Raw genomic sequence first — 26,562 nt, 5'->3', positions numbered from 1 at the left:
AATAATTAAAAAATATCCCGTGGGGAGGCTTGTGTGGGCATTTCTTCCTATGCTACACTTACAAAAAATAACCACGGAGGATATTATGAAAAGAAAACAAGCAGGACTATGGGCTTGTATTTTTGTTTTATGTATCACATTGATAGGATGTGGAGAACGAAAGCAGAGTTCGGATACCAAAACAGATGTTACAGCCTTTGTAGGAACCAATATTTTTGAGGGAAGTTTGGACCCGGTTAAGGGGGCTATGAGTTATGGATATTCGTTTACGAATAACGCATTATTAAAAGTAGATTTTAATTCTGAATATATAGGAGATTTGGCAACTGATTGGGAGATAAGCGAGGATTCTCTGACCTATACATTTCACCTGAGAAAAGGTGTGAAGTTTAGTGATGGGAGTGGCTTTACTGCCGATGACGTGGTGTTTACTTATGAGACAGTTCATAATAATCAGGCAAACAATGAAAATGTTGACCTGACAAGACTTGCCTCTGTAACTGCACTTGACGATTATACGGTAGAATTTCGCCTTAGTGAGCCATATTCTCCTTTTTTTGATACCGTAGCAATGCTTCAGATTGTTCCAAGTGATGCTTATGACAGTGAATTATTTGATACCATGCCAATCGGAACCGGAGCATGGAAAGTTGTACAGTATGATGCAAATCAGCAGATTATACTGGAGGCAAATGAGAATTACTATGCAGGTGCGCCTGAAATAAAAAAGATTACACTGGTGTATATGGATAATGATGCAGCATTTGCGGCGGCACAGTCCGGACAACTTGATATTGTTATGGTAGGTGCAAATTACGCAAATGAAACGGTAAATGGTATGACCTTACAGAAGTTTGAAACGATGGATGTAAGAAATATCAGTTTACCGGTATTAGAAGAACAAACGCGAAAAAACAGTGAGGGAAAAGAAGTTACAGTAGGAAATAATGTGACGGCAGATAAGGCGGTACGAGAAGCTCTTTCTATTGGAATTAATCGACAGACGATTATTGATCATGCATTGAACGGAATTGGTGTTCCGGCAGTGCATTTTACAAACAATCTTGTATGGGCAAGTACAGACACTTATGAAGATGGTAAAGTAGAAGAAGCAAAGAAACTGTTGGAAGATGCCGGATGGGTTGATTCTGACGGAGATGGAATACGCGAAAAAAACGGACAGAAATGTACGTTTAACGTATATGCGGCAAGCGGTGATGAAGAAAGATATAATTTAGCAGTTGCATTGGCAGAAAATGCACTGGAATTAGGAATAAAAATAGAAGTAAAAACGGCAACATGGGATGAAATTCTTACCCTTCAAAATACTGCCGGTGTTGTGTGGGGATGGGGACAATACAGTCCTACAGTTTTGTATTCCTTGTTTGAATCAGAACTGTTTCTGACAGGTGGCTATGATAATGTGGTGGGTTATAACAATCCACAGGTAGACGAACTGATACATCAGGCGTTATCAGCAAATAATCAGGAAGATGCAATTTCTTATTGGAAAGAGGTTCAAAGTACAGCCAATCAGGATGAACCATATTTATATCTGGTAAATATACAACATTGTTATTTTGTAAACGATAATTTGGATATTTCTGCGGAAACACAGATACCGCATCCTCATGGACATGGTAGTCCGATTATCTGTAATATGCAGGATTGGACGTGGAAATGAGTATGAAGAAAGGTAAGAAAATTTTAAGTGAATGTATCCGAATGGCATTGTTACTTGTGGCAGTAAGTATTGTTGCATTTATTTTAATTACCAAAGCACCCATTGACCCATTGGTATCTTATATTGGAACAAATTCCACATTGTCTACAGAGGCAAAGCAGGAAATAGCGCAATATTGGGGATTAAATGATCCCTTACCACAACGATTCCTTACTTGGGCAGGACATGTATTAAAAGGAGATTTCGGAACTTCCATTACCTATAAAAAACCGGTAATTGAAGTAATAAAAAGTCGTTTTCTTTATTCCGGTATACTGATGTTGCTGGCATGGGTTTTGTCAGGAGTATTGGGTTTTGTTTTAGGAGTTATCTGTGGGTTACGCCAAGGTGGCATTTTTGACCGAATCATCAAGCTGATTTGTTTTATATTAAAATCGGCACCTACTTTCTGGATAGGAATTTTGGTGCTGACTGTTTTTTCTGTGCAGTTAGGGTGGTTTCCCATTGGAATGGCAGCACCGGCAGGAAAACTTGCAGCAGATGTAACAATTGGAGATCGTATCTATCATTTGATTTTACCTGTTTTGACATTAACAGTTGTAAATATCAGTGAAGTGGTATTGTATACAAGACAAAAAATGATAGAAATAATAAATCAGGATTTTATTTTATATGCAAAAGCACGAGGAGAAAGCCTGTGGCAGATTGTGAGACGACATGTTCTTCGCAATATTGCACTTCCGGCTATTACCGTTCAGTTTGCTTCTTTTAGCGAATTGTTTGGTGGAATGGCACTGGCAGAAAATGTATTTGCTTATCCGGGAATCGGTACAGCAACCACGGCAGCGGCAATGAATGCAGATGTACCACTTTTATTAGGAATTGCACTGTTTAGTGCGATATTTGTTTTTACAGGAAATCTGATTGCCAATATCTTGTATGGAATATTTGATCCGCGTACAAGAGAGGAGGCAGGAGATGCTTAGAAGAAGTAACAGAAAAAAATGGAATGGAAGAAGTCGGGTATTTATTTTACTAATTGTGGCGACTGTGTATTTGGTAGGAATATTTGTGTGGGGAATTACTATGAATCCTGTTAAATATGGTGTAAACTATTCAGAAAAATTAGTAAGTCCGTGTATAAAACATCTTTTCGGAACGGATTTTATGGGAAGAGATATGTTTTATCGGAGTATAAAGGGACTGTCTAACAGTATTCGAATAGGTTTGATTGCGTCCGTGATTAGTTCCATTGTGGCACTTATTCTTGGAATTGTAGCAGCTATCTGGGGAGGATGGATAGACAAAGTCATAAACTGGTGCGTAGATTTGTGTATGGGACTGCCCCATTTAGTATTATTGATTTTAATTTCCTTTATGATGGGAAAAGGGGTTCGTGGAATTACCGTTGCAGTTGCACTGACACATTGGCCGTCCTTAACGCGTATTGTGCGTGCAGAGGTAATGCAAGTGAGAAATTCCCAATATGTGCAGGCAGCCTATAAAATGGGAAAAACGAAAGTACAAGTAGCGGTAACTCATATATTGCCCTATGTATTACCGGCATATCTGATAGGATTGGTGTTGTTATTTCCCCATGCAATTATGCATGAATCAGCGGTAACATTTTTAGGATTTGGTTTACCGGCGGAAATGCCAGCAATTGGTGTGATTTTGGCAGAATCCATGAATTATATTGTAACAGGAAAATGGTGGCTTGCGTTTTTCCCGGGAATCTTATTACTAATGGCGGTATTACTTTTTGACGGAATAGGAGAAAGCCTGAAAAAGCTTTGGAATCCGGGAAGTGGGAACGAATAAAGGAGGAAATTATGGAAGAAGAAGTTCTGAGAAATGTATTAGAAATCAACGATTTAGTAGTTTCCTTTGAAATGTACCAAAAAGGATTTCGCAAGAAAAAGTTAGAAGTACTGCATTCCCTGTCTTTGGATGTAAAGGAAGGAGAAATTGTAGCAGTAGTAGGTTCCAGTGGTTCCGGAAAAAGTGTATTGGCACATGCCGTATTGGGATTACTCCCGAAAAATGCCACAATGACCGGTAATATAAAATATCAGGGAGAATTGCTTACCCCAAAAGAAAGAAAAAAATATCTGGGGAGAGAAATTGCATTTATTCCTCAGTCAGTAGACTATTTAGACCCACTGATGAAGGTTGGAAAACAGGTGGTTGGTGTGTATTCTTCCAAAGAAAGACAACGACAGCTATTTGAAAAATATCAATTAAAAAAAGAAGTAGAGGATATGTATCCATTTCAATTGTCTGGCGGTATGGCACGAAGAATTTTAATTTCTGCGGCAGTTACAGAAGAACCAAAGTTAATCATTGCCGATGAGCCTACTCCCGGATTAAATGTAGAACTGGCAATGGACACGCTAAGGCATTTTCGAAAACTTGCAGATAATGGTACTTCTATTTTAATGATTACCCACGATATTGACCTGGCATTTCAGGTAGCAGACCGAATCGCTGTTTTTTATGCAGGAACGATTGTTGAGATTTCCCCTACCGGTGATTTTCTTGCAGGAGGAAAAAATCTACGACATCCGTATAGTAAAGCTTTTATTACCGCATTACCGCAAAATGAATTTCAACCGTTAAAAGGAACACAGCCTTACGCAGGAGATTTGCCGGAAGGTTGTTTATTTGCACCACGTTGTCCAAAAGCAGACATTGCATGTAGTGGAAAAATAGCAATGCGTGATTTACGGGAGGGAAAGGTAAGGTGTATCCATGCAACTTAAAGCCGAAAATGTTAGTTTTCAATATGGAGAAAATATGCCGTGGATTCTAAAAGATATTAACTTTGCCGTGGAATCCGGGGAAAGAGTGGGAATCATAGGACCATCCGGATATGGGAAAAGTACTTTATCAAGAATTATGGCAGGGTATTATAAGCCAACCTCAGGAAAAATTACACTAGATGGAGAACCATTGCCACAAAAGGGATTTTGTCCGGTGCAGATGATTTTTCAGCATCCGGAGCTGTCAGTAAATCCACGTTGGAAAATGGAGAAAATCTTAAATGAATGTTGGAAAGTAGATGAAGATACTAAGCATGCCTTTGGAATAGAAAAGGATTGGATGGGGCGGTGGCCGAATGAGCTTTCCGGTGGAGAATTGCAGCGTTTTTGTATTGCAAGGGTATTAAGTCCGGAAACAAAGTTTTTAATTTGCGATGAAATAACAACTATGCTGGATGTGATTACCCAGGCGCAAATCTGGCAGGTATTATTGGAAGTATCGGATAAAAGCAATCTGGGAATGTTAGTAGTAACTCATAATATGGCACTGGCAGAAAAAGTCTGTACCCGTATGATCGATATTACCAAATGGAATAAGTAATGTATCTGGCATGACAAAAACTTTAAAACTGGCTATATCAAAAAGGTCAGAAAGGGTATATGATGATTCATAGATTTTTATACGAGGAGTGATGAAAGATGTCAGATACAACAGTAAAGGCAACAGCAAAAGGAAGCACAATGGAGCATGTAAAGTTTATTACCACAACCGCAATGGGAATTGCATTGGTATATGTATTTACCTGGTTGATTAATGTACAGATATTCCTGGGAGAAGGTGGATTAGTTCATCTTGGAAATGTTCCACTGTTTATTTTTGCAATTTTATTCGGAAAGAAAACCGGAGCAATTGCAGGTGGAATTGGAATGGGATTATTTGACCTGACTTCCGGTTGGACTGCATGGGCACCATTTACATTTATTGTAGTAGGAATTATGGGATTTGTAGTAGGTCTTATCAGCGAAAAGAAAAAGGGATTTGGCTGGTATCTGTTGGCTATGATTGCTGCATTACCAATTAAGATTGTAGGGTATTATATTGCAGAAGGTGTTATTACCGGAAACTGGGTAGCACCGGCAATGTCGATTCCTGGAAACCTGCTTCAGGTAGGAGCAGCCATTGTAATTACTGCTATCGTAATTGTACCTTTAAAAAAGGCAGCAAATAAAGTATTAGGATAATAGGTGATAAAATGTATAAGATTATGACACCGGGACCTACACAGGTAAAAGAAAATGTGCGATTGGCACGGGCAAAAGAGTGTACGAACCCGGATTTAGATGAAGAATTTGTAGAATTTTACAAGGAAACATGTGAGTTAATCAGTAGTCTTTTGCATACCAAAAATGAAACTCTGATTCTGGATGGCGAAGGAATTTTAGGATTGGAAGCAGCATGTGCTTCATTAACAGAACCGGGTGACAAGGTACTGGTTTTGGATAATGGAATTTACGGAAAAGGATTTGCGGATTTTGTTTCCATGTATGGTGGAAAGCCGGAATTATATACTGTAGATGATAAGAACCCAATCAATCCATCAGCTCTGGAAGAATACTTAAAGTTAAATCATGATTATAAATATGCCACACTGGTTCACTGTGATACACCAAGTGGTATGCTCAATGATATCGGAAGTCTTTGCCCAATTTTGAAAAAATATGGTATAATGACAGTTGTAGATTCCGTATCCGGTATGTTTGGAGAAGAAGTACGCGTGGATGATTATCAAATTGACATATTGTGCGGAGGTTCCCAGAAGGCAGTTTCAGCACCTCCGGGACTTACTTTTGTAGTGGTAAGTGAGGCAGCTAAAAAGGCAATGGCAGCTCGAAAGACACCGATTGCATCTTTTTATGCCAACTTAAAAGTATTTGAAGGCTATTATGAAGCAAAATGGTTCCCATACACAATGCCGATTAGTGACATCTATGGACTGCGTGCAGCTTTTGATAATATTGCCGCCGATAAGGACATGTTAAAACGCCATACTATAATCGGAAATGCATGTCGTAAGGCAGTTACAGAAGCAGGATTAAAGTTGCATTTAGAGTCAGGATTTTCCAATACTGTGACAGTATTTGATGTACCAGAAGAAACAACTGCAAAGGATATTCTCGATACCATGAGAAAAACATATCATATTATGTTGGCAGGTTCTTTTGATACATTGGCAGGTCAGGTAATTCGTATCGGTCATATGGGAAGCAATGCCAATAAAGAAGATATGATAGCAACACTGGATGCATTGGATAAGACAATGCAGCAGTTAGGTGTTTCATTAAAAGGAAGCATGAGGGAAATTTTTGAAAGAGAATATGAAAGAAGCATATAAAAACCTGTATCAAAATATTTGTGATACGATAAAAGAATGGGAAATTAAAATCGGATATCGTAAGGAAGAGATTCAGCTTTATTATCCAGAGGAATCTTTAATGGAATTGTTAGAAACAGATAAGGATTCTTTGAAGGGTATTTTAGAAGAATTTTGTGTTGCCTCAAAGGAGCAAATGGGTGACATGATGATTTACGAGACAGAAGAAAAGGGACGCTACTGTGTACGGATTCCGGCACAGGGCGTTTCTTATGTTCATGAGAATCTTCCGGAAAGTGCATTTTTAAAAGCATTTTTACAGGTGGTTACAGCACCGGGAAAGAAACTTGAGGATGTATGTCAGGTCTTTTATGATTTTTCCGGTGAAGTTACCATTGAAAAAGTAGAAGAACGCGAATGGGGCATATGGTTTACAAAAGGTGATATTGATTCTTATGTATATTATGTGGAAGAGGATGAGTTTGGATTAGAATATCATCGCTTTACCAAAGAGGCATATCAAAAGCTGAATAATTGAAAAATAAAAGATAATTAAGTTTTATAAAAACAGCGTACACTTCAGAGGTTGTGTACGCTGTTTTGTATCATAAACAAGAGACAATATTAGGATTGAAATCTTTTATTATAAATGTAACGTGCCAAATATACAAATGGCGTATCTGCCAAACTGGTTACTACAAAAATAATATAACTGGAAACCATGATTGAGATAAGTGTTTGGAAAGAATAAACACCGAAAAATGCCCCAAGGGTAAATAATACAGTGTTCAAAAGTTGGGATAACATAGTGGAGCCGTTATTGCGAAGCCATAAATATTTCCGGCTGTCTCCAAACTTTTTGGTGGTGAATTCCCACCATTTATGGTAAATCCATACATCAAATAATTGAACTACAACATAAACAACAATACCTACCAGCATAAGACGTGGTGTATTTGAGAAGATAGTACGAATACTTGGCATTGCCCAGTCATTTTTGTTAGGTGTATAAAGGAGCCAGGAACAACTAATGGGAATAAAAAATACAGAGGTGACAATTCCAAGATATACAGCCTTTTGTGCTGCTTTTTTTCCATAAAGTTCGCTTAAAATATCCGTTACCAAAAAAGTAGAGGCAAATAAGATATTTCCAAGAGTCATTTCCATACCAAAGGCATCCACTACAATCAAAGCTTCAATGTTAGCAGCAATAGTAGCAATAGTAGTCCAGAGAAATAATCCTTGTTCGTGAAAAATATAAAATGCTGCAATTACAGCTGAAAATGTAAAAATTAATGATAAAATTAATAAAAGTTCATTAGGCATTTGCAGTTCCTCCTACTCCAAAGTCAGTGTTTTCCATTAAAATGTCTACCCGCGGGTTATTAATATAGTCCGGATAGAGATATTTTTGAAACAAAGCAATTACCTGTGGGTCAGGCTTGATAGGCATACGGTTTTCGACCATAATATTCACACATACACGTTCAAAAAACTGCAATCCGGTTTCAATATCTTGCCGCATGCTTTCAACGGTTTGACCGGGAATGCCCTGTAAAAGACAGACTTCATCAAAGTATTGTGCAATTTCTGCGGGAGAGTCTGTGTCGATTCCTTTGGAAAGATAGCTTTCTCGGAACAAAGAATCAAAAGTTTCTACCCCAATCTTTAGTTTTAAAGTAATGCCTTTATCAGCAAAACGCTTACGAAAGGCAGGAATTTCCTTTCGATGCATCCAGTGACATTCAAAGTGAATTTCCGAAATATCTTTTTTTAAGCAAACTTCTTCAATAAGAGAAATGGTGTCCTCATCTAAATCAACAAAACTTCCGGAATTAATAACCTCCAACTTGTGATAAAGACCCGTTACTTGTAAAAGCTGCGTACGGTTTAGAAGAAAATTTGCTTCTTTATCCGGGGACTTATCCAGATGATAGTCGCAGAAACGGCAGCGTTTCCAAACACAACCGCTGCCGCGAAGCATAACAATTTCTCTTGGATTTTTTTCTGTTATCATAGAATATCGAATTGGTTCCAAATTTTCAGACATGATGTTCCTTTCTTTTCTTACGATTCGTATAAGTTTAAAATCTGTTTTAACATTAAAGCACCTACAGCATTAGAAAACTGGGAAATATCCTGAATATGTACCCAGTCGGTTCCGTAAATTTTTTTAGCAGCGGCAATATCTTTGTGTTCGCCGGTAAGAATTCCAATGACACGAATTCCCTGTTGCTTTAATTTTTTAACTTCTTCAGCAGTATCTGTTACCGCAGCAGTACCGGAATAATCTTCGCTTAACAGACGATTTTGTGCTTTGTCAGCAGGAAGTTTTTTATCATCATTGGGACTTGCATCCGTAAGAACGATTAAGATGCGGTGGGCACAAGGGGAGTGCTCCATCAAAGCACCTGCACCACGAAAGGCAAGTCCGTCACGATTCCAGCCGGCAGCATGGTATTGAAAGATACGGTTGGTTTTCTGTTTCTCCTGATAGTCGCAGAGAAGATTTAAAATGGTATATCCGTTAAGGCTTAAAAAAGAATAAACCTGTACCGGAATATTACATAATTGCAGGCTTTTGGCAATTACATAGCCCTGAGCCGCAATGGTTTCCTGTTGCCTTAAGCGAGAAGCAGAGGCATCTAGCATGAGATCCACAGAAAATTCAGGTTTTACCGTTTCAATGTGATTTAAAAATACAGCATCGTCATCAAGAAAAACAGAACGCCATACCCAGGCAGCATTTAACTGTCCTCGTTTACATTTAAACTGGGCAGCTTGTGCGTGAACAAGAGTGGCATTACGAATCTGCTGGCTTAGTTTGTTAATCGCAGTTTCATATTGAGAACGATGTGCGGAAAAATAAGTTTCATTCCGTTGCTTTTGCGCAGATGCTTCTTCAATAGCTCTGGCAATTTGCGGTTCTTTTGACAGAGTAGCGTTTTTTTCTCCGGCAGTAAAATAAATATGACAATAGAAATGATTATCTGTACAAAGTAAATGTTCTAACTGTGCACTTTCAGAAGGAGAATAGAGAGGTTTTCCAAAACAATCCTCAATATAGGAACGAATCCGTTCCTCCTCCCCGGGAAGAGAAAATTCTCTTTCGTGAACAGGCTTATACATTCGAATATTTTCTTCTTTTATATCTCTTCCAAGTGTAAAAACCTCATTGCGTTCTAAGCGAGAGGGAAGGAACTTGGTAAACACGGAGTTTAACCGTAAGGTGAAAGAAGGAAGTTCCTTTTTCAGGCGAAAATGAAAATATCTTCCGTAAATATCTAAAATGCGTTCACGAATAGCGTTGGTATCCATAGAGCCGTCGAAAGAAAGTTCTGCAAATAATTTCTTTTTTCTGGGACTGAGCAGAACAGCTTTTCCAAGAACTTTTTTCCAACGGGCAGATTGCATTGTATACACCAGACTACTTTGCATCAGCCATTGAGCTCTTGTTTTTATCTGTTCCTGCTCAAAAAACAGTTTCGCACAGGAGATGCGTAGTTCCGATAAAACAGGTCGGTAAGGCAGTTCCTTTTCATAGACACAGTTTTCCAGTGCAACCCACAAAAGTCCATCATAGACATCTCGCAGCGTTGCATCGGAAAAAGAGTCAAATAACTGGGTGATGATAGTTGCATCTAACCATTTGTAGACATAGCCAATCACTGAGTTCATATAGAAGTCCGGTTGACCGTCTGGCAAAAATGCTAAAAACATTGGTTCAAAATCATATCTTCCGGCAGCAGTCCATACCATATTTAAAGCCCTGCGCTGGAGAGGGGTATAATTCCGTGTATTTACCATATAATCACGCTCCAAAAAGAGTGGCTGTCGTTAATTTTCCGGAAATTCTTCCGGCAATAATATCTCGGATAACTTCCTGTTCGCAAGAATCAAAGGTTTTATTGGTGATTCCCATATCCAGGGCAGTACGAGGCGCAAGTCCGGCTTCCATGAGCTTTAATGCATCTAAAAGACCACGAAGGTCTAATGCTTTCATGGTAAGTTCTCCGTTTTCACATTTTTTATTAATATCAATAAACAGTGCCACAAATTGTTCCCGATATTTTTTCTGAAGTTTTGGAAAAGAACGAACAAGCAGATTGTTCAGGTTTTCTTCCGAAATTTCAGGAGTTTGTATAATTACGAAACGCGAAGCTAATGCCTCGTTTAATTCTCTGGTTCCGGCATACCCATAATTCATGGTAGCAATAAATCTGGTAGCCTCATGTAAAGAAATTTGTTGGTACCCGGGAACATCAATCATGCGACGAAAGTCCAAGACAGAGTGAAGCACCGCAAGAGCTTCATTTCGTGCCATGTTAATTTCATCTAAAATACAAAAACCCCCATCCGTTGCACACTGATAGACCGGACCGGGACGGAAAGTAACCTGTCCGTTTTGAAAAGTATCCGTACCAATCATATAAGTAGCATCCATATTGATATGAAAAGAAATATTATAACGAGGACGACCAAAGGCGGTTGCAAGGTTTTCAGCCAGTACATTTTTACCGGTGGCCTTGGAGCCTGCAAGTAATAAATTTTCACCACATAGGAGGGCAGTCAAAGCCTGCTCCCAAATATCTTTTCCGTAATACAAATAACTGGGTGTAGCAAGACGTTGCCTATCATTTACCGGGTATCTGTTACGAAAATGTTCTAACTCCCGAATTAATGTTTCACTTACCTTTTGTTCTCTTAAAAAGTCCAGCAAAATATTCACCCCATTTCTGCCCTTATTATAGCATTCAAAGGGAAAAAGTCAATAAATACAAGGCGGGTGTCTTGCATGGAAAAACAGCATATGCTATGATTTTGTTATTATGAAAAATGGATTAGAAGAACATTATGTAATAAAGGACAATAAAAAGTTGCGAATGGGATATACCACCGGAAGTTGCGCCGCAGCCGCAGCAAAGGCAGCCGCTTATATGTTGTTGAAAAAGGAAGAAGTACCTTATGTGAGTTTGCTGACCCCAAAGGGAATCCAGTTACATTTAGAAGTGTTGGATATACAAAGGGGAGAAAACTATGTGTCTTGTGCCATAGAAAAGGATGCAGGGGATGATCCGGATGTAACGAATAAGCTTTGGATATATGCAAAGGTATCGCTAATAGAACAAGCAGAAATCCATATCTTGGGAGGAAAAGGTGTTGGAATTGTGACAAAACCGGGACTAGAACAACCGGTAGGGAATCCGGCAATCAATAAAGTACCAAGACAGATGATAACAGAAGAATTACAACAGGTATGTAAGAACTGCGGATACACCGGGGGACTTGAGGTGGAGATTTCTGTACCCGAGGGGGAAAAGACCGCAGAAAAGACCTTTAATCCAAGACTGGGAATCATAGGAGGAATCTCTATTTTAGGAACTACCGGAATTGTAGAGCCTATGAGTGAAGCAGCATTGGTTGCGAGTATTCGGGTAGAGTTGAAACAACAAGTAGAAACAGGACATAAGAGTCTTGTTATAACACCGGGAAATTACGGAAGAGAATTTTTAAAGGACAACTTTCCCTTTGATTTGGAACGGGCAGTAAAGTGCAGTAACTTCGTGGGAGATACCATTGATATGGCGGTAGAACTTGGAGTGGAAAATATTTTATTTGTAGCCCATATCGGAAAGTTTATCAAAGTCGCAGGGGGGATTATGAATACTCATTCCAGAAATGCAGATGCAAGAATGGAGATTTTGTGTGCCAATGCAGCCATAGCAGGGGCAGATACCGGTGTGTTACAAAATATTATGGGGGCTGTTACCACGGAAGAAGGACTGCGACTTTTAAAAGAAGCAGGAATACTGGAAGAAACTATGAAATTGGTAATAAAAAAGATACAGTTTTATCTGGATAAGCGAAGTTATGGAAAATGTAAAATTGCAGTCGTGTTATTTTCAAATGAGCAAGGCGAGCTGGGAAGAACGGAAAATTATCCGGAAGTGGCAGAGCAGATATTACATTAATGATTTCTGCTAATAAAAAATGCATAAAAGAGACAGAACTACAAGAAGCAGAATACAAGGAGAAAAACATGGCAGGAAAATTATATGGAATCGGAGTGGGCCCGGGAGACCCGGAGCTTTTGACATTAAAAGCAGTACGGTTAATCAAAGAATGTGATATCATCGCAGTTCCGGGAAAAAAGAAAGAAGAGACAGTTGCTTATCAAATTGTAAGACAAGCCTTACCGGAGATAGAAAGGAAAGAATGTTTAGAAATAGATATGCCCATGACAAAAGAGAAAGAAAAGCTGGAAATCAGCCATAATACAGCTTGTGAAAAGGTGGCAGAAGTGTTAGATACCGGAAAAAATATTGCCTTTTTAACATTGGGAGACCCTTGTGTATATTCTACTTATATTTATATACATCAAAGAATTGTAAAGGCAGGCTATGACACAGAAATTGTCAGCGGTATTCCGTCTTTTTGCGCAGTATCAGCCAGATTAAATGAAGGATTGGTAGAGCGTAACGAGATGTTACATGTAATCCCCTCTTCTTATGGCATTGAGCAGGGAATGGAACTTTCCGGAACCCGTGTTTTAATGAAAGCGGGAAAAAAGATGAAACAGGTAAAAGAACAGTTGAAACAAAAAGAGGTTCGGGTATCTATGATTGAAAACTGCGGAATGGAACAGGAACGGGTTTATCATAATGTAGATGAGATACCGGAAGAAGCAGGGTACTATTCCTTAATTATTGTAAAGGAGCAGGAAAAATGATATATTTTGTGGGAGCAGGAAGTGGTGCACCGGATTTGATTACGGTAAGAGGACAAAAACTATTACAAAAGGCAGATGTGGTGATTTATGCAGGCTCTTTGGTAAATCCGGCATTACTAGAAGAAACCAAGGAAGATTGTGAAATTTATAACAGTGCAAAAATGACCTTAGAAGAAGTTATTCAGGTGATGAAGCAGACAGAAGAACAGGAAAAGGTAACGGTGCGACTTCATACAGGAGATTCTAGTATATATGGGGCAATCCGAGAACAAATGGATAGGTTGGAAGAAGCGGGAATCCCTTATGAAAGCTGTCCGGGTGTAAGCTCTTTTTGTGGTGCAGCAGCAGCACTGAACTTAGAATATACTTTGCCGGATGTGTCTCAAAGTGTAATCATTACCCGTATGGCAGGAAGAACTCCGGTACCGGAACGAGAAGAGATTGAAAGTTTTGCAGCCCACCATGCAACAATGGTGATTTTTCTAAGTACCGGGATGTTAGAAGAATTGCAGGTACGTCTAATGGAAGGCGGGTATGAAGCATCTACACCTGCTGCCATTGTATACAAGGCAACCTGGCCGGAAGAAGAAAAGTATATTTGTACCATAGATACACTGGCGCAGACAGCCAAGGAGCACAACATTACGAAAACAGCCCTTATTATCGTAGGAGACGTAGTGACACATAGTAACTATCGCAGAAGTGATTTATATCATCCTGCATTTGAAACGGAGTTTCGAAAACCATGCAAATAGAGATTATCAGTTTTACCGGTCAGGGAAGCAGCTTGGCGGAAAAAATAAAAGAGATTATGAAGGTGTATGGAAATGTGCAGGTCACAAGTGGAAAAGAGAAAAATATTTCCTTACAGACGTGGACAGAAAATGCATTTTCAAAAGCACAGGTGTTGATTTTTGTAGGAGCAGCAGGAATTGCAGTTCGTGCCATTGCGCCGTTTGTGCAAGACAAGTTCAAAGACCCGGCAGTTCTGGTGGTAGATGAAAAGGGAACCTATGTGATTCCTGTTTTATCCGGTCATGTGGGTGGAGCGAATGCTTACGCCCTTCAACTGGCAGAAAAATTGCAGGCACAGGCAGTTATTACTACCGCAACGGATATCAATCAGAAATTTGCGGTGGATGTATTTGCAAAGAAAAATCAGTTATTTATCAAAGACAGAGCCTGGGCAAAAGAAATTTCAGCAGCAATTCTAGGCGGTGAAAAAATCGGATTTTTTTGCGAAGGACAGGTGACAGGAACAATACCAGAAGAAGTTGTGGCAGAACAAGGAAAAGTCACAGAAAAGTACAGGATAAATGTAGGAATTCATAATACCTGTCAGTTAATTCCAAAGGCAGTAACAGTAGGCGTTGGATGTAGAAAAGGAAAGTCAGCAGAAGAAATAGAGACTTTTGTGTTAGAGCAGTTAGAAAAACAGCAGATAGCAATGGAGAGTATTTCCTGTGTGGCATCGGTAGATAAAAAAAAGAACGAGGCAGGAATTTTTGCATTTTGTGAAAAATATGGATTAGAGTTTCAGACATTTTCTCCCGAAGAATTAGAACGTGTTCCCGGGGAATATACCCAGTCAGAATTTGTGGAAAAAACCATTGGAGTAGGAAATGTCTGTGAGCGGGCAGCAATTTGTGCATGGAAACAAAACCGTGCACATATCTTACAGCCCAAGACAGCACAAAACGGAAAGACTCTTGCAATTGCAGAAAAAGAATGGAGTGTTAGATTTGAGTAAGTTATATGTAGTTGGGATTGGCCCGGGGGCATATGAAGATATGACCTTAAAGGCAGTTCACACATTAGAAAATTGTGATGTAATCGTAGGCTATACGGTATATGTGGATTTGGTGAAGGAACATTTTCCCAAAAAAGAGTTTCTAACCACACCTATGCGTAAAGAAGTAGAACGTTGCAGAATGGCATTTGAACAGGCGGCAACAGGAAAAAATACAGCGATGATTTGCAGTGGAGATGCAGGGGTATACGGCATGAGCGGGCTAATATTAGAGATAGGTGCAGAATATCCGGAAGTAACCGTTGAGATAATTCCGGGAGTAACCGCAGCTTTAAGTGGTGCAGCAGTATTAGGAGCACCACTTATGCATGACTTTGCAGTTATCAGCCTAAGCGACCTGATGACTCCATGGGAAAAAATTGAAAGGCGGTTACAGGCGGCAGCAGAATCTGATATGGCAATCTGTCTTTATAATCCTTCCAGTAAGAAACGAGCAGATTATTTGAAAAAGGCATGTGATATTATGCTGGAAAGTAAAAATCCAAATACAGTGTGTGGCATTGTTTCTCAGATTGGAAGAGAAGGAGAGCAGAGGCAGATTTATACCTTAGCAGCACTTCGAGAAGTACAGGTGGATATGTTTACCACTGTTTTTATAGGAAATGAAACAACCAAGGTTGTGAATGGAAAAATGGTGACACCAAGAGGGTATCACATCAACAGATAGGAGCAAAACATGCAGGAAATATTAGTGTTTTCAGGGACAAGTGAAGGAAGAAAGTTAGCAGAGGTACTGGCTTCTTGCGGTATCTGTGTAACCGTGTGTGTGGCAACCGAATATGGGCAGGAAGTGATGGAAGATTCCAAAAAGATTACAGTTTTAGTAGGACGTTTGAATCAGCAGGAGATAGAAGCACTTCTTCAGAAAAAGCCGTGGCAGGTTGTGATAGATGCTACACATCCTTATGCCACAGAAGTAACAGAAAATATACGAAAAGCCTGCGAAAGTCAAGGCAAGGAAATTTTACGGTTGGTGCGCGGGGAAGGACAAAAAGCAGAGCATGTTCATTATGTAGACTCCACAGAAGAAGCGGCTGCTTATCTCAATCAGACAAAAGGAAATATTTTTCTTACTACAGGAAGTAAGGAAATTGCCGGTTACATGGAACGAATCGAAGATACTTCAAGAATCTATGCACGGATTCTTCCGGGAACAGCAGAACTGGCGAAATGTCATCAATTAGGATTGAAGGGAAAACAGATTATCTGTATGCAGGGCCCCTTTAGTGAAGAATTGAATCTTGCTATGATGCGGGAAATACAGGCAGCCTGGTTGGTAACAAAAGAAACAGCAGGAGCAGGCGGATATCCGGAAAAAATTCAGGCAGCAAGGCGGGCAGGAGCTAAAGCAGTTGTGATAAGAAGACCGAAGGAAACGGGATATTCCATGGAAGAAATCTTGGAAAAGCTTGGAATCCATAAGGAAGAAAAAAAGAAAGTATCGCTGATAGGAATTGGAATGGGAAATGCAGGTACATTGACGTTAGAAGGATACCGGTGCATAAAAGAGGCAGAATTGTTAATTGGTGCCAAACGTATGATAGCCTCTATTCCCGAGGCGCTAAGACAGGGAAAAGAACAATTTATCTCTTACCAGACAGAGGAGATTTTTCAGTGTATTACAGAACATGCAAAGTGTTCTAAAATAGCAATACTTTTTTCCGGAGATGTAGGATTTTACAGTGGAGCACAGAAACTATGGGAACGCTTGGAACAGTGGAAAATACAGAACAACACATCATGCCAAATGGAGTTACTATGCGGCATTTCATCCGTTGTGTATTTTGCTTCTTGCATCGGTATGAGCTGGGAAGATATGAAGTTAATGAGCCTTCATGGAAGAAATCAAAATGTTATAGGGGCTCTCAGCCAGCAGGAAAAGGTATTTACCCTAACCGGAGGTGCAGCAGGGATTCGGGAGCTTTGCAGAGAACTGATAATATATGGATTAGAAGATACCCAAATATATATCGGAAGACAATTAGGAGGCGAAGAGCAGACCATTGAAAAGGGAAGTCCTAAGGAGTTTCAAAATTATGAAAAAGAGGGGCTTTGTGTGCTGGTACTGGTAAATGAATCAGCAAAGAAAGCCGTAGTAACACATGGCATTCCGGACGAAGAATTTTTACGGGAAAAAGTACCCATGACAAAGGAAGAAGTACGAAGTATTTCTATCTCAAAGTTACAATTAAGCAAGGAGTCGGTCATTTATGACATCGGAGCAGGAACCGGAAGTATATCGGTGGAGTGCGCCAGAATGGCAGTAGACGGAATGGTGTATGCCATCGAGAAGAAACCGGAAGCAGGTGCACTGATTCAAAGAAACAGTGAGAAACTGGCAGCGAAAAACCTTCAGGTTATAGTAGGACAGGCACCGGAGATGTTAGAGAATTTACCAACTCCTACCCATGCATTTATCGGTGGCAGCAGTGGAAAACTAGAAGAAATCTTATTGTGCCTGTGGGAAAAGAATCCTGAGGTACGCATTGTAATCAATGCCATTTCCTTAGAAACCATAGCGGAAGTAACACACCTTATTAAAAAATACAACTTTTCACAGAAAGAGATTGTACAGGTAAATATTGCAAAGGCAAAAGAAATCGGAAGTTACCAGATGATGATGGGACAGAATCCGGTATATGTGGTAACATTGCAGCGTTAGAAACCGGTTTAGTATATGTAAACAATTAGAAGGAATAGAAGAAGAGGTTTTAGAAAAAGGAAACACAAATATAAAGGAAATTGCAAAGCTGTTATAATTTTCCCATTGTTTCTATATACTAATAATACAAATATAGAAACAGAGAGGAAATATATATGTGTGGAATTGCAGGATTTTATCATAAGGAAAAAGATTACAGGGAACGGTCAGAATACTACCGTTCCCTTTTGACTGCCATGCATGAGGCATTGTGGCACCGTGGACCGGATGACGAGGGAATATACTTATCCAAGCATTGCGGGCTGGCACATAGCAGATTGTCCATTATTGACATTGCAGGGGGACATCAGCCCATGATACGAAACAGGAATGGAAGAACTTGTGCCATTGTCTATAATGGAGAACTGTATAATACCAGAGAACTGCGTGAGATGTTGCAGAAAATGGGATGTCAGTTTACAACCACCAGTGATACAGAGGTAATTCTTACAGGAGTCATGGAGTTAGGCATAGAGTTTGTGAAAAAAATGAATGGAATCTTTGCCTTTGCCCTATGGGATACCAAGGAACAAAAACTCTATCTGTTTCGTGACCCTATGGGAGTAAAGCCATTGTTTTATACTTGGTGCGGAGAAGAGTTGATTTTTGCATCAGAACTTAAGGGGATTTTTGCACATCCTTTGCCAAAGCCGGAAGTAGACCGGGAGGGATGGAATGAGATATTCGGAATCGGTCCGGCAAGAAGTGGCGGCTGTGGCATTTTTAAAGGGGTACATGAAGTACTGCCGGGAGAATATCTCTTATGCACCAGAGAAGGATGTCGCAGCGGAAAATACTGGGAGCTTCAAAGTCATCCACATACAGACAGCTATGAGAAAACAGTGGAAACAGTGTCACAACTGGTATATGAAGCAGTGGCAAGACAGATGATATCCGATGTGCCAATCTGTACTTTTTTGTCAGGAGGCGTAGATAGCAGTCTGGTGTCATCTGTTTGTGCGTCAGAGTTGAAAAAACAGGGAAAACAGCTTACTACTTATTCCTTTGATTTTGTAGATAACGCAAAAAATTTTAAAAAGAATGATTTTCAACCTTCCCAAGACAGACCGTATGTAGAAAAAATGGTGGAATATCTTGGAAGTGAACATCATTTCTTAGAATGTAATAACGAACAGCAGATTGCTATGCTGACAGATTCTGTAAAGGCGCATGATTTACCGGCAATGGCAGATGTGGATTCTTCTATGCTCTATTTTTGTTCTAAGGTAGCAAAGAATCATAAAGTAACTCTAACAGGAGAATGTGCAGATGAGATATTTGGCGGATATCCATGGTTTCATAAAAAAGAAATGTTAGAGTCTGAAACCTTCCCATGGACCATGGACCTTACGCCACGAAAACAGTTGTTGTCAGAGGAGTTTTTAGATTTCTTAAATATGGATGAATATGTAAAGGCGGCATATCACAAATCTATAGCAGAAGTGCCGAAATGCCCGGAAGATACCGCGGAAGAAGCAAGACGAAGAGAGATTTCCTACCTGAATATGAAGTGGTTTATGCAGACACTTTTAAATCGTATGGACAGAACCGGTATGTACTGGGGACTGGAGGCGAGAGTTCCCTTTGCAGATGTAAAAATTGTACAATATGTGTGGAATGTACCTTGGGAAATGAAAGCAAAAGACGATGTAGTGAAAAATCTTTTAAGGCAGGCAGGAAGAGGAAAACTTCCGAACGAAGTGTTATTTCGCAGAAAGTCACCTTATCCCAAAACTTATGACCCGAAATACGAAACACTTTTGAAAAATATGTTTCAAGAAATGCTTTCTGATGCACAGGCACCGGTATTGCGATTCTTAGATAAACAAAAACTTCAGTCTTTTATGGAGCAATCCTCTGATTATGGAAAACCTTGGTATGGGCAGTTGATGGCAGGTCCGCAGATGCTGGCATATTTGTTTCAAGTCAATGAGTGGATGAAACAGTACCACATATAAAATATAAAAGAAAAAATGTATTGACAATCACATCCTATATGCTATAATACAATTAAACATATGAATAAGTGTTCATTTGTTAAAACATATAACATAAAAGAGAAAGGAAGTAGAGATTATGAAAAAAACTTACAAGATTGATGTGGATTGTGCAAACTGTGCAAATAAAATGGAGGAAGCAGCTAAGAATACAGCAGGTGTTAAGGATGCAACTGTAAACTTTATGGCGTTAAAGATGATTGTGGAATTTGAAGATGGTCAGGAACCAAAAACAGTTATGCAGGAAGTTCTTAAAAATTGTAAAAAAGTAGAGGATGATTGTGAAATCTTCCTGTAAGAACGGGAGGGATATTTATGAATAAGAAACAAAAGAAAGTTCTTATCCGAATTATTGTAGCAGCAGCCTTGATTGTTGTTTTATCATTAATGCCAATAGAGGGATATGTGAAATTTGGATTGTTTATGATTCCATATCTGGTAATTGGCTATGACATTTTGAAAAAGGCATTTAAGGGAATCCTGAATAAACAGGTATTTGATGAGAATTTCCTTATGGCAGTTGCAACCATAGGTGCAATTGCTTTAGGAGACTATAAAGAAGGCACTGCCGTAATGCTGTTTTATCAGATTGGAGAGCTGTTCCAAAGCTATGCAGTAGGCAAGAGCAGAAAAAATATCAGTGAACTTATGGATATTCGCCCGGACTATGCCAATATAGAAAAAGACGGAAAGTTAGAAAAAATAGACCCGGATGAGGTAGAAATCGGTACGGTAATTGTAGTACAGCCGGGAGAAAAAATACCAATTGATGGTATTGTAACAGAAGGAAACAGTACATTAAATACCAGTGCACTGACCGGAGAAAGTCTTCCAAGACAAACAGCAGTTGGAGACGAGGTAATCAGTGGATGCATTAACATGACAGGAGTACTTAAGATTCAGACCACCAAAGAATTCGGTGAGTCTACGGTTTCAAAGATTTTGGATTTAGTGGAAAATTCCAGTTCCAAAAAGTCTAAGTCTGAGAACTTTATCTCAAAGTTTGCAAAGTATTATACTCCGGCAGTCTGTTATGGAGCACTGGCATTGGCAATTTTACCACCATTGGTACGAATGCTTGCAATGGGAATTGCACCGGAATGGGGCGAATGGATTTATCGTGCGCTGACCTTCCTGGTTATCAGTTGTCCGTGTGCTTTGGTAATCAGTATTCCGTTAAGTTTTTTTGCAGGAATCGGAGGAGCAAGCAATCAAGGTGTTTTGGTAAAAGGCTCTAACTACTTAGAAACATTGGCACAAACCAAGTATGTAGTTTTTGACAAAACCGGTACCATGACACAAGGTGTGTTTGAAGTAAGTGGTATTCACCATAGTAAGATAGAAAATGAAAAACTGTTGGAGTATGCAGCGCTGGCAGAAAGTTCTTCCGGTCATCCGATAAGTAAAAGTCTTCAGAAAGCATTTGGAAAACCAATTGACAGAAACAGAGTTACCGATGTGGAAGAAATCAGCGGAAATGGTGTGATTGCGAAAGTAGATGGAATAGCAGTTGCGGCAGGTAATGCAAAACTGATGAAGCGACTTGGCATTGAGTATAAGGAGTGCCATCATGTAGGAACGGTAGTTCATATGGCAATAGATGGTGCTTATGCAGGACATATTTTGATTTCTGATATTTTAAAACCACATGCCAAAGAAGCAATACATGCATTGAAAAAGGCGGGCATTTCCAAGACGGTTATGCTTACCGGAGACGCTAAGAATGTAGCAGAACAGGTTGCAAAAGAATTAGGAATTGAAGATGTATACAGTGAATTGCTTCCATCAGGTAAGGTAGAAAAGGTAGAAGAACTGTTAAAGAAAAAAGGCGAAAAAGAAAAACTCGCTTTTGTGGGTGACGGAATCAACGATGCACCGGTATTATCCAGAGCTGATATTGGAATTGCCATGGGAGCTCTTGGCTCAGATGCAGCGATTGAAGCCGCGGATGTAGTCCTGATGGATGATGATCCTTTAAAGATTGCAAAGGCAATTAAAATTGCAAGAAAGTGTATTCGTATTGTATATGAAAATATTTATTTTGCAATTGGAATTAAGATTATCTGTCTGATTTTAGGAGCACTTGGTATTGCAAATATGTGGACTGCTATTTTTGCAGACGTAGGTGTAATGGTAATTGCAGTTCTTAACGCAATTCGTGCATTGTTTGTAAAGAAGTTATAGAATGAGATAAAAATATAAAATAAAGGCGGTGAAAGAATGGCTGAGAAAGAAACAGAGTGCTGCGAATCTTATGAAGTGCATGAAAATCTTTTGAAAATTGTAAATGAGACAATGCCGGCAGAAACGGAACTGTATGATTTAGCAGAACTGTTTAAGGTATTTGGCGATTCTACCAGAATCCGTATTCTGTTTGTGCTGTTTGAAGCAGAAGTATGTGTATGTGATTTGGCGCAGGTTTTAAATATGACACAATCTGCTATTTCACATCAATTACGAATTTTGAAGCAGAATAAATTAGTAAAAAGTCGAAGAGAAGGAAAATCTATTTTTTATTCTCTGGCAGATGAACATGTGCGAACGATTATTGCGCAAGGTTGTGACCATATAGAAGAAGCATAAATGTACAAAAAGATGCCAAATTTGGCATCTTTTTGGCATTTTTTTGTATTTCTTTAGATACAAAGCCACTTTTGAGAAAAGGAATTCAATAATTGGCTTGATTTTTTCAGAGGAATTAGGTAACATTAACACGACATAAATAAAAATAATGTTATACAAACAAGAAAGGATGCCAAAATGAAAGAATTTAAACAATGGGATGGATTCGAAGGAAGATTATGGAAAGAAGGCGTAGATGTTCGTGACTTTATTCAGAACAACTATACCCCTTATGAAGGAGATGAGTCTTTCTTAGAGGGACCAACCGAAGCTACCGATAAGTTATGGGGCAAGGTTCAGGAACTTCAGAAAGAAGAACGTAAAAAAGGTGGAGTCCTTGATATGGAGACAGAGGTAGTATCCTCTATTACTGCATACGGACCAGGATATATTAGCGATGACTTGAAGAACTTAGAGCAGGTAGTTGGTTTACAGACAGATAAGCCATTAAAACGTGCATTTATGCCATACGGTGGAATTAAGATGGCAGAGCAGTCCTGTACTATGTACGGATATCAGCCAAGTGAAAAACTTCATGAGATTTTCACAAAATATCATAAGACACATAACCAGGCTGTATTTGATATCTACACACCAGAAATGAAGAAAATGCGTCATAACAAGATTCTTACCGGACTTCCAGATACATACGGAAGAGGAAGAATCGTAGGCGATTACAGAAGAGTTGCATTATACGGTATTGATTACTTAATCGAGCAGAAACAGAAAGATTTCGATGAAATCGCTCGCCCAGGTATGAGAAGTGAACAGTTCCGTTTGCGTGAAGAAGTTGCAGAGCAGATTAAATGCTTGAAAGACATGAAAGTAATGGCTCAGTCTTACGGATTTGATATTTCTGAACCAGCATCTAATGCAAAAGAAGCTTTCCAGTGGTTATATTTTGCATATCTTGCAGCTATTAAGACACAGAACGGTGCAGCAATGAGTGTTGGTCGTGTATCTACATTCCTTGATATCTATATCGAAAGAGACTTAAAGAGCGGTGCACTTACTGAGAAACAGGCTCAGGAATTAGTTGACCATATGACATTGAAATTCCGTATGGTTAAGTTCGCAAGAATTGAATCTTACAATCAGTTATTCTCTGGTGACCCAGTATGGGCAACATTAGACGTTGCAGGACTTGGAATGGATGGACGTTCTCAGGTAACAAAATCTGATTATCGTTTCTTACATACCTTAGAGAACATGGGACCTTCTCCAGAGCCTAACTTAACAGTATTATATTCTTCTCATTTACCAGAGAACTTCAAGAAATATGCAGCACACATTTCTGTTGCTACAAGTTCTATCCAGTATGAGAACGATGATGTTATGCGTCCGGTATGGGGCGATGATTACTCTGTATGCTGCTGTGTATCTGCAACAGAAACAGGTAAGGAAATCCAGTTCTTCGGAGCTCGTGCAAACCTTGCAAAATGCTTATTATACGCTATCAATGGTGGAAAAGACGAGAAGACAAAACAGCAGGTAGGACCAGCTTACCAGCCAATTACTTCCGAATATCTTGATTATGATGAAGTAATGGAAAAATATGATACAATGATGACTTGGTTAGCACAGACTTATGTAGAAACATTGAACATGATTCATTACATGCATGATAAATATTACTATGAAGCAAGCCAGATGGCATTAATCGATACAGATGTAAGACGTACATTTGCAACTGGTATCGCAGGATTCTCTCATGTAGTAGACTCCTTAAGTGCTATTAAATACGCTAAGGTTAAAGTTGTTCGTGATGAAGAAGGAATGGCTGTTGATTATGAAGTTGAGGGAGATTTCCCAAGATACGGAAATGATGATGAACGTGCAGATGAAATCGCTGTATGGTTATTAAAGACTTTCATGGATCGTTTAAGAAGCTGCCATACTTATCGTAATTCTGAACCTACAACATCTATCCTTACTATTACTTCTAACGTAGTTTATGGTAAAGCAACAGGTGCTCTTCCAGACGGAAGAAAAGCAGGAGAACCATTATCTCCAGGAGCTAACCCAGCTTATGGTGCAGAACAGAACGGATTACTTGCATCCTTGAACTCTGTTGCAAAATTACCATATGAAGAAGCTTTAGACGGAATTTCAAATACACAGACAATCAATCCAGGTGCTCTTGGACATGATGACGGTGAAAGAACTCAGAACTTAGTAAACGTATTAGATGGTTACTTCGATCAGGGTGCACATCACTTAAACGTAAACGTATTTGGAAAAGAGAAATTAATCGATGCTATGGAACATCCAGAAAAAGAGGAATATGCAAACTTTACAATTCGTGTATCCGGATATGCTGTTAAGTTCATCGACTTAACTCGTGAACAGCAGATGGATGTTATCTCCAGAACTTGCCACGAAACAATGTAAGTTGCAACGATAAAGAAAGGAATGCCAATGGAAAGCAAAGAAAGAAAAGGATATGTACATTCCTTAGAAAGCTTTGGTTCCGTGGATGGACCGGGAGTTCGGTATGTGATATTTTTAACTGGCTGTGCAATGCGCTGTCAGTTCTGTCACAACCCGGACACTTGGGACATGACAACAGGTACTCCATATACTGCAGGTGAATTATTAGATAAAGCCTGTCGATACCGCTCTTATTGGAAAAGTAAGGGCGGTATTACTGTAAGTGGAGGAGAACCGCTGCTTCAGATAGATTTTTTACTGGAGCTGTTTAAGGAAGCCAAAGAGAGGAATATTCACACAACACTTGACACCAGTGGAAATCCGTTCACTACAGAGGAGCCATTTTATTCTAAATGGTTGGAACTGATGAAGTATACGGATTTGATTTTATTAGATATCAAACATATTGATGAAGAACAGCATAAGATTCTTACCGGACAGACCAACCAAAACATATTAGAAATGGCAAGACAGCTGTCTGATATGGGAAAACCGGTTTGGATACGTCATGTTTTAGTTCCGGAAAGAAATGATAAAGATGAATATCTGCATCGTTTAGCAGATTTTATTCACACTTTAAAAAATGTAGAAAGGGTAGAGGTATTACCATATCATACCCTTGGTGTATTTAAGTGGGAACAGTTGGGAATTGATTACCCATTAAAGGGAATTGATCCGCCAACCGCAGAACGAGTACGCAATGCAGAAGAAATATTAAAATTAAAGTAATATTAAGAGAGACCATCAGACAAGATCCATGTAACAATGGAAGTGTTTGGTGGTCTTATGTTTTGGGTTGGATAGTGTAAGGTGGAAAAGAGTTGGTATTGTGATAGAAGGAATTACGCAGTATTCACCTGGATTTTATGCATTTATGGATATAGATAGTATGCGGGAACTTTTCAATGCAAGTGATGATTATTATAATGTGGTATTTGCAGATAAGAAGTTGGATGTTCCGGCAGGAAGACTTTATACTACTACTACTACAAAAGCAAACATAGAGAAAAGCTCTGATATATTTAAGTCCATGATGATGCCAATGTTTTCCATGCTAATTGGAATGGGAACACTAATTTTCTGCGTAGTAATGTATCTTATGATGAAGGTTATGATAGAACGATCTACGTTTGGAATTTCACTGATAAAAATATTTGGATATCGCATGAAGGAGGTAAGAAAACTCTATCTGAATGGGAACTTTTATATGATAGCAGTAGGAGCAGCAATATGTATTCCGTTATCTAAGACAGTTATGGATGTATTATATCCGGCTATGATATCTGATGTTTCATGCGGAATGGATTTACATTTTACCTGGCAATTGTATCTGGGACTGTATGTCGGAGTACTTCTTTTGTACTTTGTTATTAATCAGCTTTTGGTTAGAAAAATTAAAAAAGTGGTTCCGGCAGAAGTGTTAAAGAACAGGGAATAATAAAATATTTAACGAT

Annotated in this window: 25 protein-coding genes; 21 read left to right on the top strand and 4 right to left on the bottom strand. The window is 39.1% G+C overall.

Annotation, left to right across the window (positions count from 1 at the left end; translation table 11 throughout):
- Positions 1-85: 85 nt before the first annotated feature.
- The 8 genes from KQI83_RS01565 to KQI83_RS01530 all read left to right on the top strand — a co-directional run bounded on the left by KQI83_RS01565 (position 86) and on the right by KQI83_RS01530 (position 7,356).
- Positions 86-1,684 carry an ABC transporter substrate-binding protein gene (locus KQI83_RS01565; RefSeq protein WP_216554149.1) on the top strand — a complete coding sequence of 533 codons (1,599 nt, stop codon included), beginning with the start codon at positions 86-88 and terminating at the stop codon, positions 1,682-1,684.
- Positions 1,681-2,670, top strand: coding sequence for an ABC transporter permease (locus KQI83_RS01560; RefSeq protein ID WP_330622269.1), 990 nt, complete (start codon positions 1,681-1,683; stop codon positions 2,668-2,670). Before KQI83_RS01565 ends, KQI83_RS01560 begins: the two co-directional genes overlap by 4 nt.
- Positions 2,663-3,505 (top strand): ABC transporter permease, encoded by an 843-nt coding sequence (locus tag KQI83_RS01555; RefSeq protein ID WP_216554147.1) that lies wholly within the window; start codon positions 2,663-2,665, stop codon positions 3,503-3,505. The genes KQI83_RS01560 and KQI83_RS01555 overlap by 8 nt, the downstream gene beginning before the upstream one ends.
- Positions 3,506-3,516: 11 nt before the next feature.
- The gene (locus tag KQI83_RS01550; protein ID WP_216554145.1) at positions 3,517-4,446 is read left to right on the top strand and encodes an ABC transporter ATP-binding protein; all 930 of its coding nucleotides are present in this window, start codon (positions 3,517-3,519) and stop codon (positions 4,444-4,446) included.
- A complete protein-coding gene (locus tag KQI83_RS01545) occupies positions 4,436-5,047 on the top strand; it encodes an ABC transporter ATP-binding protein (RefSeq protein WP_216554143.1) in 612 nt (203 codons plus the stop codon). Before KQI83_RS01550 ends, KQI83_RS01545 begins: the two co-directional genes overlap by 11 nt.
- A 98-nt stretch (positions 5,048-5,145) precedes the next feature.
- A complete protein-coding gene (locus KQI83_RS01540; protein ID WP_216554141.1) occupies positions 5,146-5,688 on the top strand; it encodes an ECF transporter S component in 543 nt (180 codons plus the stop codon).
- 11 nt (positions 5,689-5,699) lie between these two features.
- Positions 5,700-6,839 (top strand): pyridoxal-phosphate-dependent aminotransferase family protein, encoded by a 1,140-nt coding sequence (locus KQI83_RS01535; RefSeq protein ID WP_216554138.1) that lies wholly within the window; start codon positions 5,700-5,702, stop codon positions 6,837-6,839.
- The gene (locus KQI83_RS01530) at positions 6,811-7,356 is read left to right on the top strand and encodes a DUF3877 family protein (RefSeq protein ID WP_216554137.1); all 546 of its coding nucleotides are present in this window, start codon (positions 6,811-6,813) and stop codon (positions 7,354-7,356) included. Before KQI83_RS01535 ends, KQI83_RS01530 begins: the two co-directional genes overlap by 29 nt.
- Before the next feature lie 86 nt (positions 7,357-7,442).
- On the opposite strand, the gene KQI83_RS01525 is transcribed toward KQI83_RS01530, so the two are convergent.
- Genes KQI83_RS01525 through KQI83_RS01510 form a run of 4 tightly spaced genes read right to left on the bottom strand, consistent with a single transcriptional unit; the run spans position 7,443 to position 11,538 of the window.
- Positions 7,443-8,144: a queuosine precursor transporter gene (locus tag KQI83_RS01525; RefSeq protein WP_216554135.1), complete on the bottom strand. Its 702-nt coding sequence runs from the start codon at positions 8,142-8,144 to the stop codon at positions 7,443-7,445.
- A complete protein-coding gene (locus tag KQI83_RS01520) occupies positions 8,137-8,868 on the bottom strand; it encodes a radical SAM protein (RefSeq protein WP_216554133.1) in 732 nt (243 codons plus the stop codon). The genes KQI83_RS01525 and KQI83_RS01520 overlap by 8 nt, the downstream gene beginning before the upstream one ends.
- Before the next feature lie 17 nt (positions 8,869-8,885).
- Entirely contained in the window at positions 8,886-10,625 is a 1,740-nt protein-coding gene (locus KQI83_RS01515; protein WP_216554130.1) for a hypothetical protein, read from the bottom strand.
- Positions 10,626-10,629: 4 nt separating this feature from the next.
- Positions 10,630-11,538, bottom strand: coding sequence for an AAA family ATPase (locus tag KQI83_RS01510; RefSeq protein WP_253295462.1), 909 nt, complete (start codon positions 11,536-11,538; stop codon positions 10,630-10,632).
- 109 nt (positions 11,539-11,647) lie between these two features.
- Here KQI83_RS01510 and cbiD point away from each other — a divergent pair, with 109 nt between their 5' ends.
- The 13 genes from cbiD to KQI83_RS01445 all read left to right on the top strand — a co-directional run bounded on the left by cbiD (position 11,648) and on the right by KQI83_RS01445 (position 26,546).
- The gene (gene cbiD / locus KQI83_RS01505; RefSeq protein ID WP_216554127.1) at positions 11,648-12,790 is read left to right on the top strand and encodes a cobalt-precorrin-5B (C(1))-methyltransferase CbiD; all 1,143 of its coding nucleotides are present in this window, start codon (positions 11,648-11,650) and stop codon (positions 12,788-12,790) included.
- A 68-nt stretch (positions 12,791-12,858) separates the two neighbouring features.
- Positions 12,859-13,548, top strand: a complete 690-nt coding sequence (gene cobI, locus KQI83_RS01500) for a precorrin-2 C(20)-methyltransferase (protein ID WP_216554125.1) — start codon at positions 12,859-12,861, stop codon at positions 13,546-13,548.
- The gene (gene cobM, locus KQI83_RS01495; protein ID WP_216554123.1) at positions 13,545-14,303 is read left to right on the top strand and encodes a precorrin-4 C(11)-methyltransferase; all 759 of its coding nucleotides are present in this window, start codon (positions 13,545-13,547) and stop codon (positions 14,301-14,303) included. Before cobI ends, cobM begins: the two co-directional genes overlap by 4 nt.
- Positions 14,294-15,298: a cobalt-precorrin 5A hydrolase gene (locus tag KQI83_RS01490; RefSeq protein WP_216554122.1), complete on the top strand. Its 1,005-nt coding sequence runs from the start codon at positions 14,294-14,296 to the stop codon at positions 15,296-15,298. Before cobM ends, KQI83_RS01490 begins: the two co-directional genes overlap by 10 nt.
- A complete protein-coding gene (cobJ, locus tag KQI83_RS01485; RefSeq protein WP_216554120.1) occupies positions 15,291-16,025 on the top strand; it encodes a precorrin-3B C(17)-methyltransferase in 735 nt (244 codons plus the stop codon). Before KQI83_RS01490 ends, cobJ begins: the two co-directional genes overlap by 8 nt.
- A 9-nt stretch (positions 16,026-16,034) precedes the next feature.
- Positions 16,035-18,020, top strand: coding sequence for a precorrin-6A reductase (gene cobK / locus KQI83_RS01480; protein WP_216554118.1), 1,986 nt, complete (start codon positions 16,035-16,037; stop codon positions 18,018-18,020).
- A gap of 155 nt (positions 18,021-18,175) precedes the next feature.
- Positions 18,176-20,017, top strand: a complete 1,842-nt coding sequence (asnB, locus tag KQI83_RS01475) for an asparagine synthase (glutamine-hydrolyzing) (protein WP_216554116.1) — start codon at positions 18,176-18,178, stop codon at positions 20,015-20,017.
- Positions 20,018-20,135: 118 nt separating this feature from the next.
- Positions 20,136-20,354: a cation transporter gene (locus tag KQI83_RS01470; protein ID WP_216554114.1), complete on the top strand. Its 219-nt coding sequence runs from the start codon at positions 20,136-20,138 to the stop codon at positions 20,352-20,354.
- 17 nt (positions 20,355-20,371) lie between these two features.
- Positions 20,372-22,240 carry a heavy metal translocating P-type ATPase gene (locus tag KQI83_RS01465; protein ID WP_216554112.1) on the top strand — a complete coding sequence of 623 codons (1,869 nt, stop codon included), beginning with the start codon at positions 20,372-20,374 and terminating at the stop codon, positions 22,238-22,240.
- 36 nt (positions 22,241-22,276) lie between these two features.
- Positions 22,277-22,639 carry an ArsR/SmtB family transcription factor gene (locus KQI83_RS01460; protein WP_216554110.1) on the top strand — a complete coding sequence of 121 codons (363 nt, stop codon included), beginning with the start codon at positions 22,277-22,279 and terminating at the stop codon, positions 22,637-22,639.
- Between the two features lie 177 nt (positions 22,640-22,816).
- Positions 22,817-25,069, top strand: a complete 2,253-nt coding sequence (gene pflB / locus KQI83_RS01455; RefSeq protein WP_216554108.1) for a formate C-acetyltransferase — start codon at positions 22,817-22,819, stop codon at positions 25,067-25,069.
- A gap of 27 nt (positions 25,070-25,096) precedes the next feature.
- Positions 25,097-25,837 carry a pyruvate formate-lyase-activating protein gene (gene pflA / locus KQI83_RS01450; RefSeq protein WP_216554106.1) on the top strand — a complete coding sequence of 247 codons (741 nt, stop codon included), beginning with the start codon at positions 25,097-25,099 and terminating at the stop codon, positions 25,835-25,837.
- Between the two features lie 100 nt (positions 25,838-25,937).
- Positions 25,938-26,546: an FtsX-like permease family protein gene (locus KQI83_RS01445; RefSeq protein ID WP_216554104.1), complete on the top strand. Its 609-nt coding sequence runs from the start codon at positions 25,938-25,940 to the stop codon at positions 26,544-26,546.
- Positions 26,547-26,562: the final 16 nt, after the last annotated feature.

The organism is Roseburia sp. MSJ-14 (genome assembly GCF_018918225.1).
Classification (GTDB): Bacteria; Bacillota; Clostridia; order Lachnospirales; family Lachnospiraceae; genus Petralouisia.
Note: the sequence above shows the minus strand (reverse complement) of the source record. Positions and strands in the feature narration are given on the sequence as shown.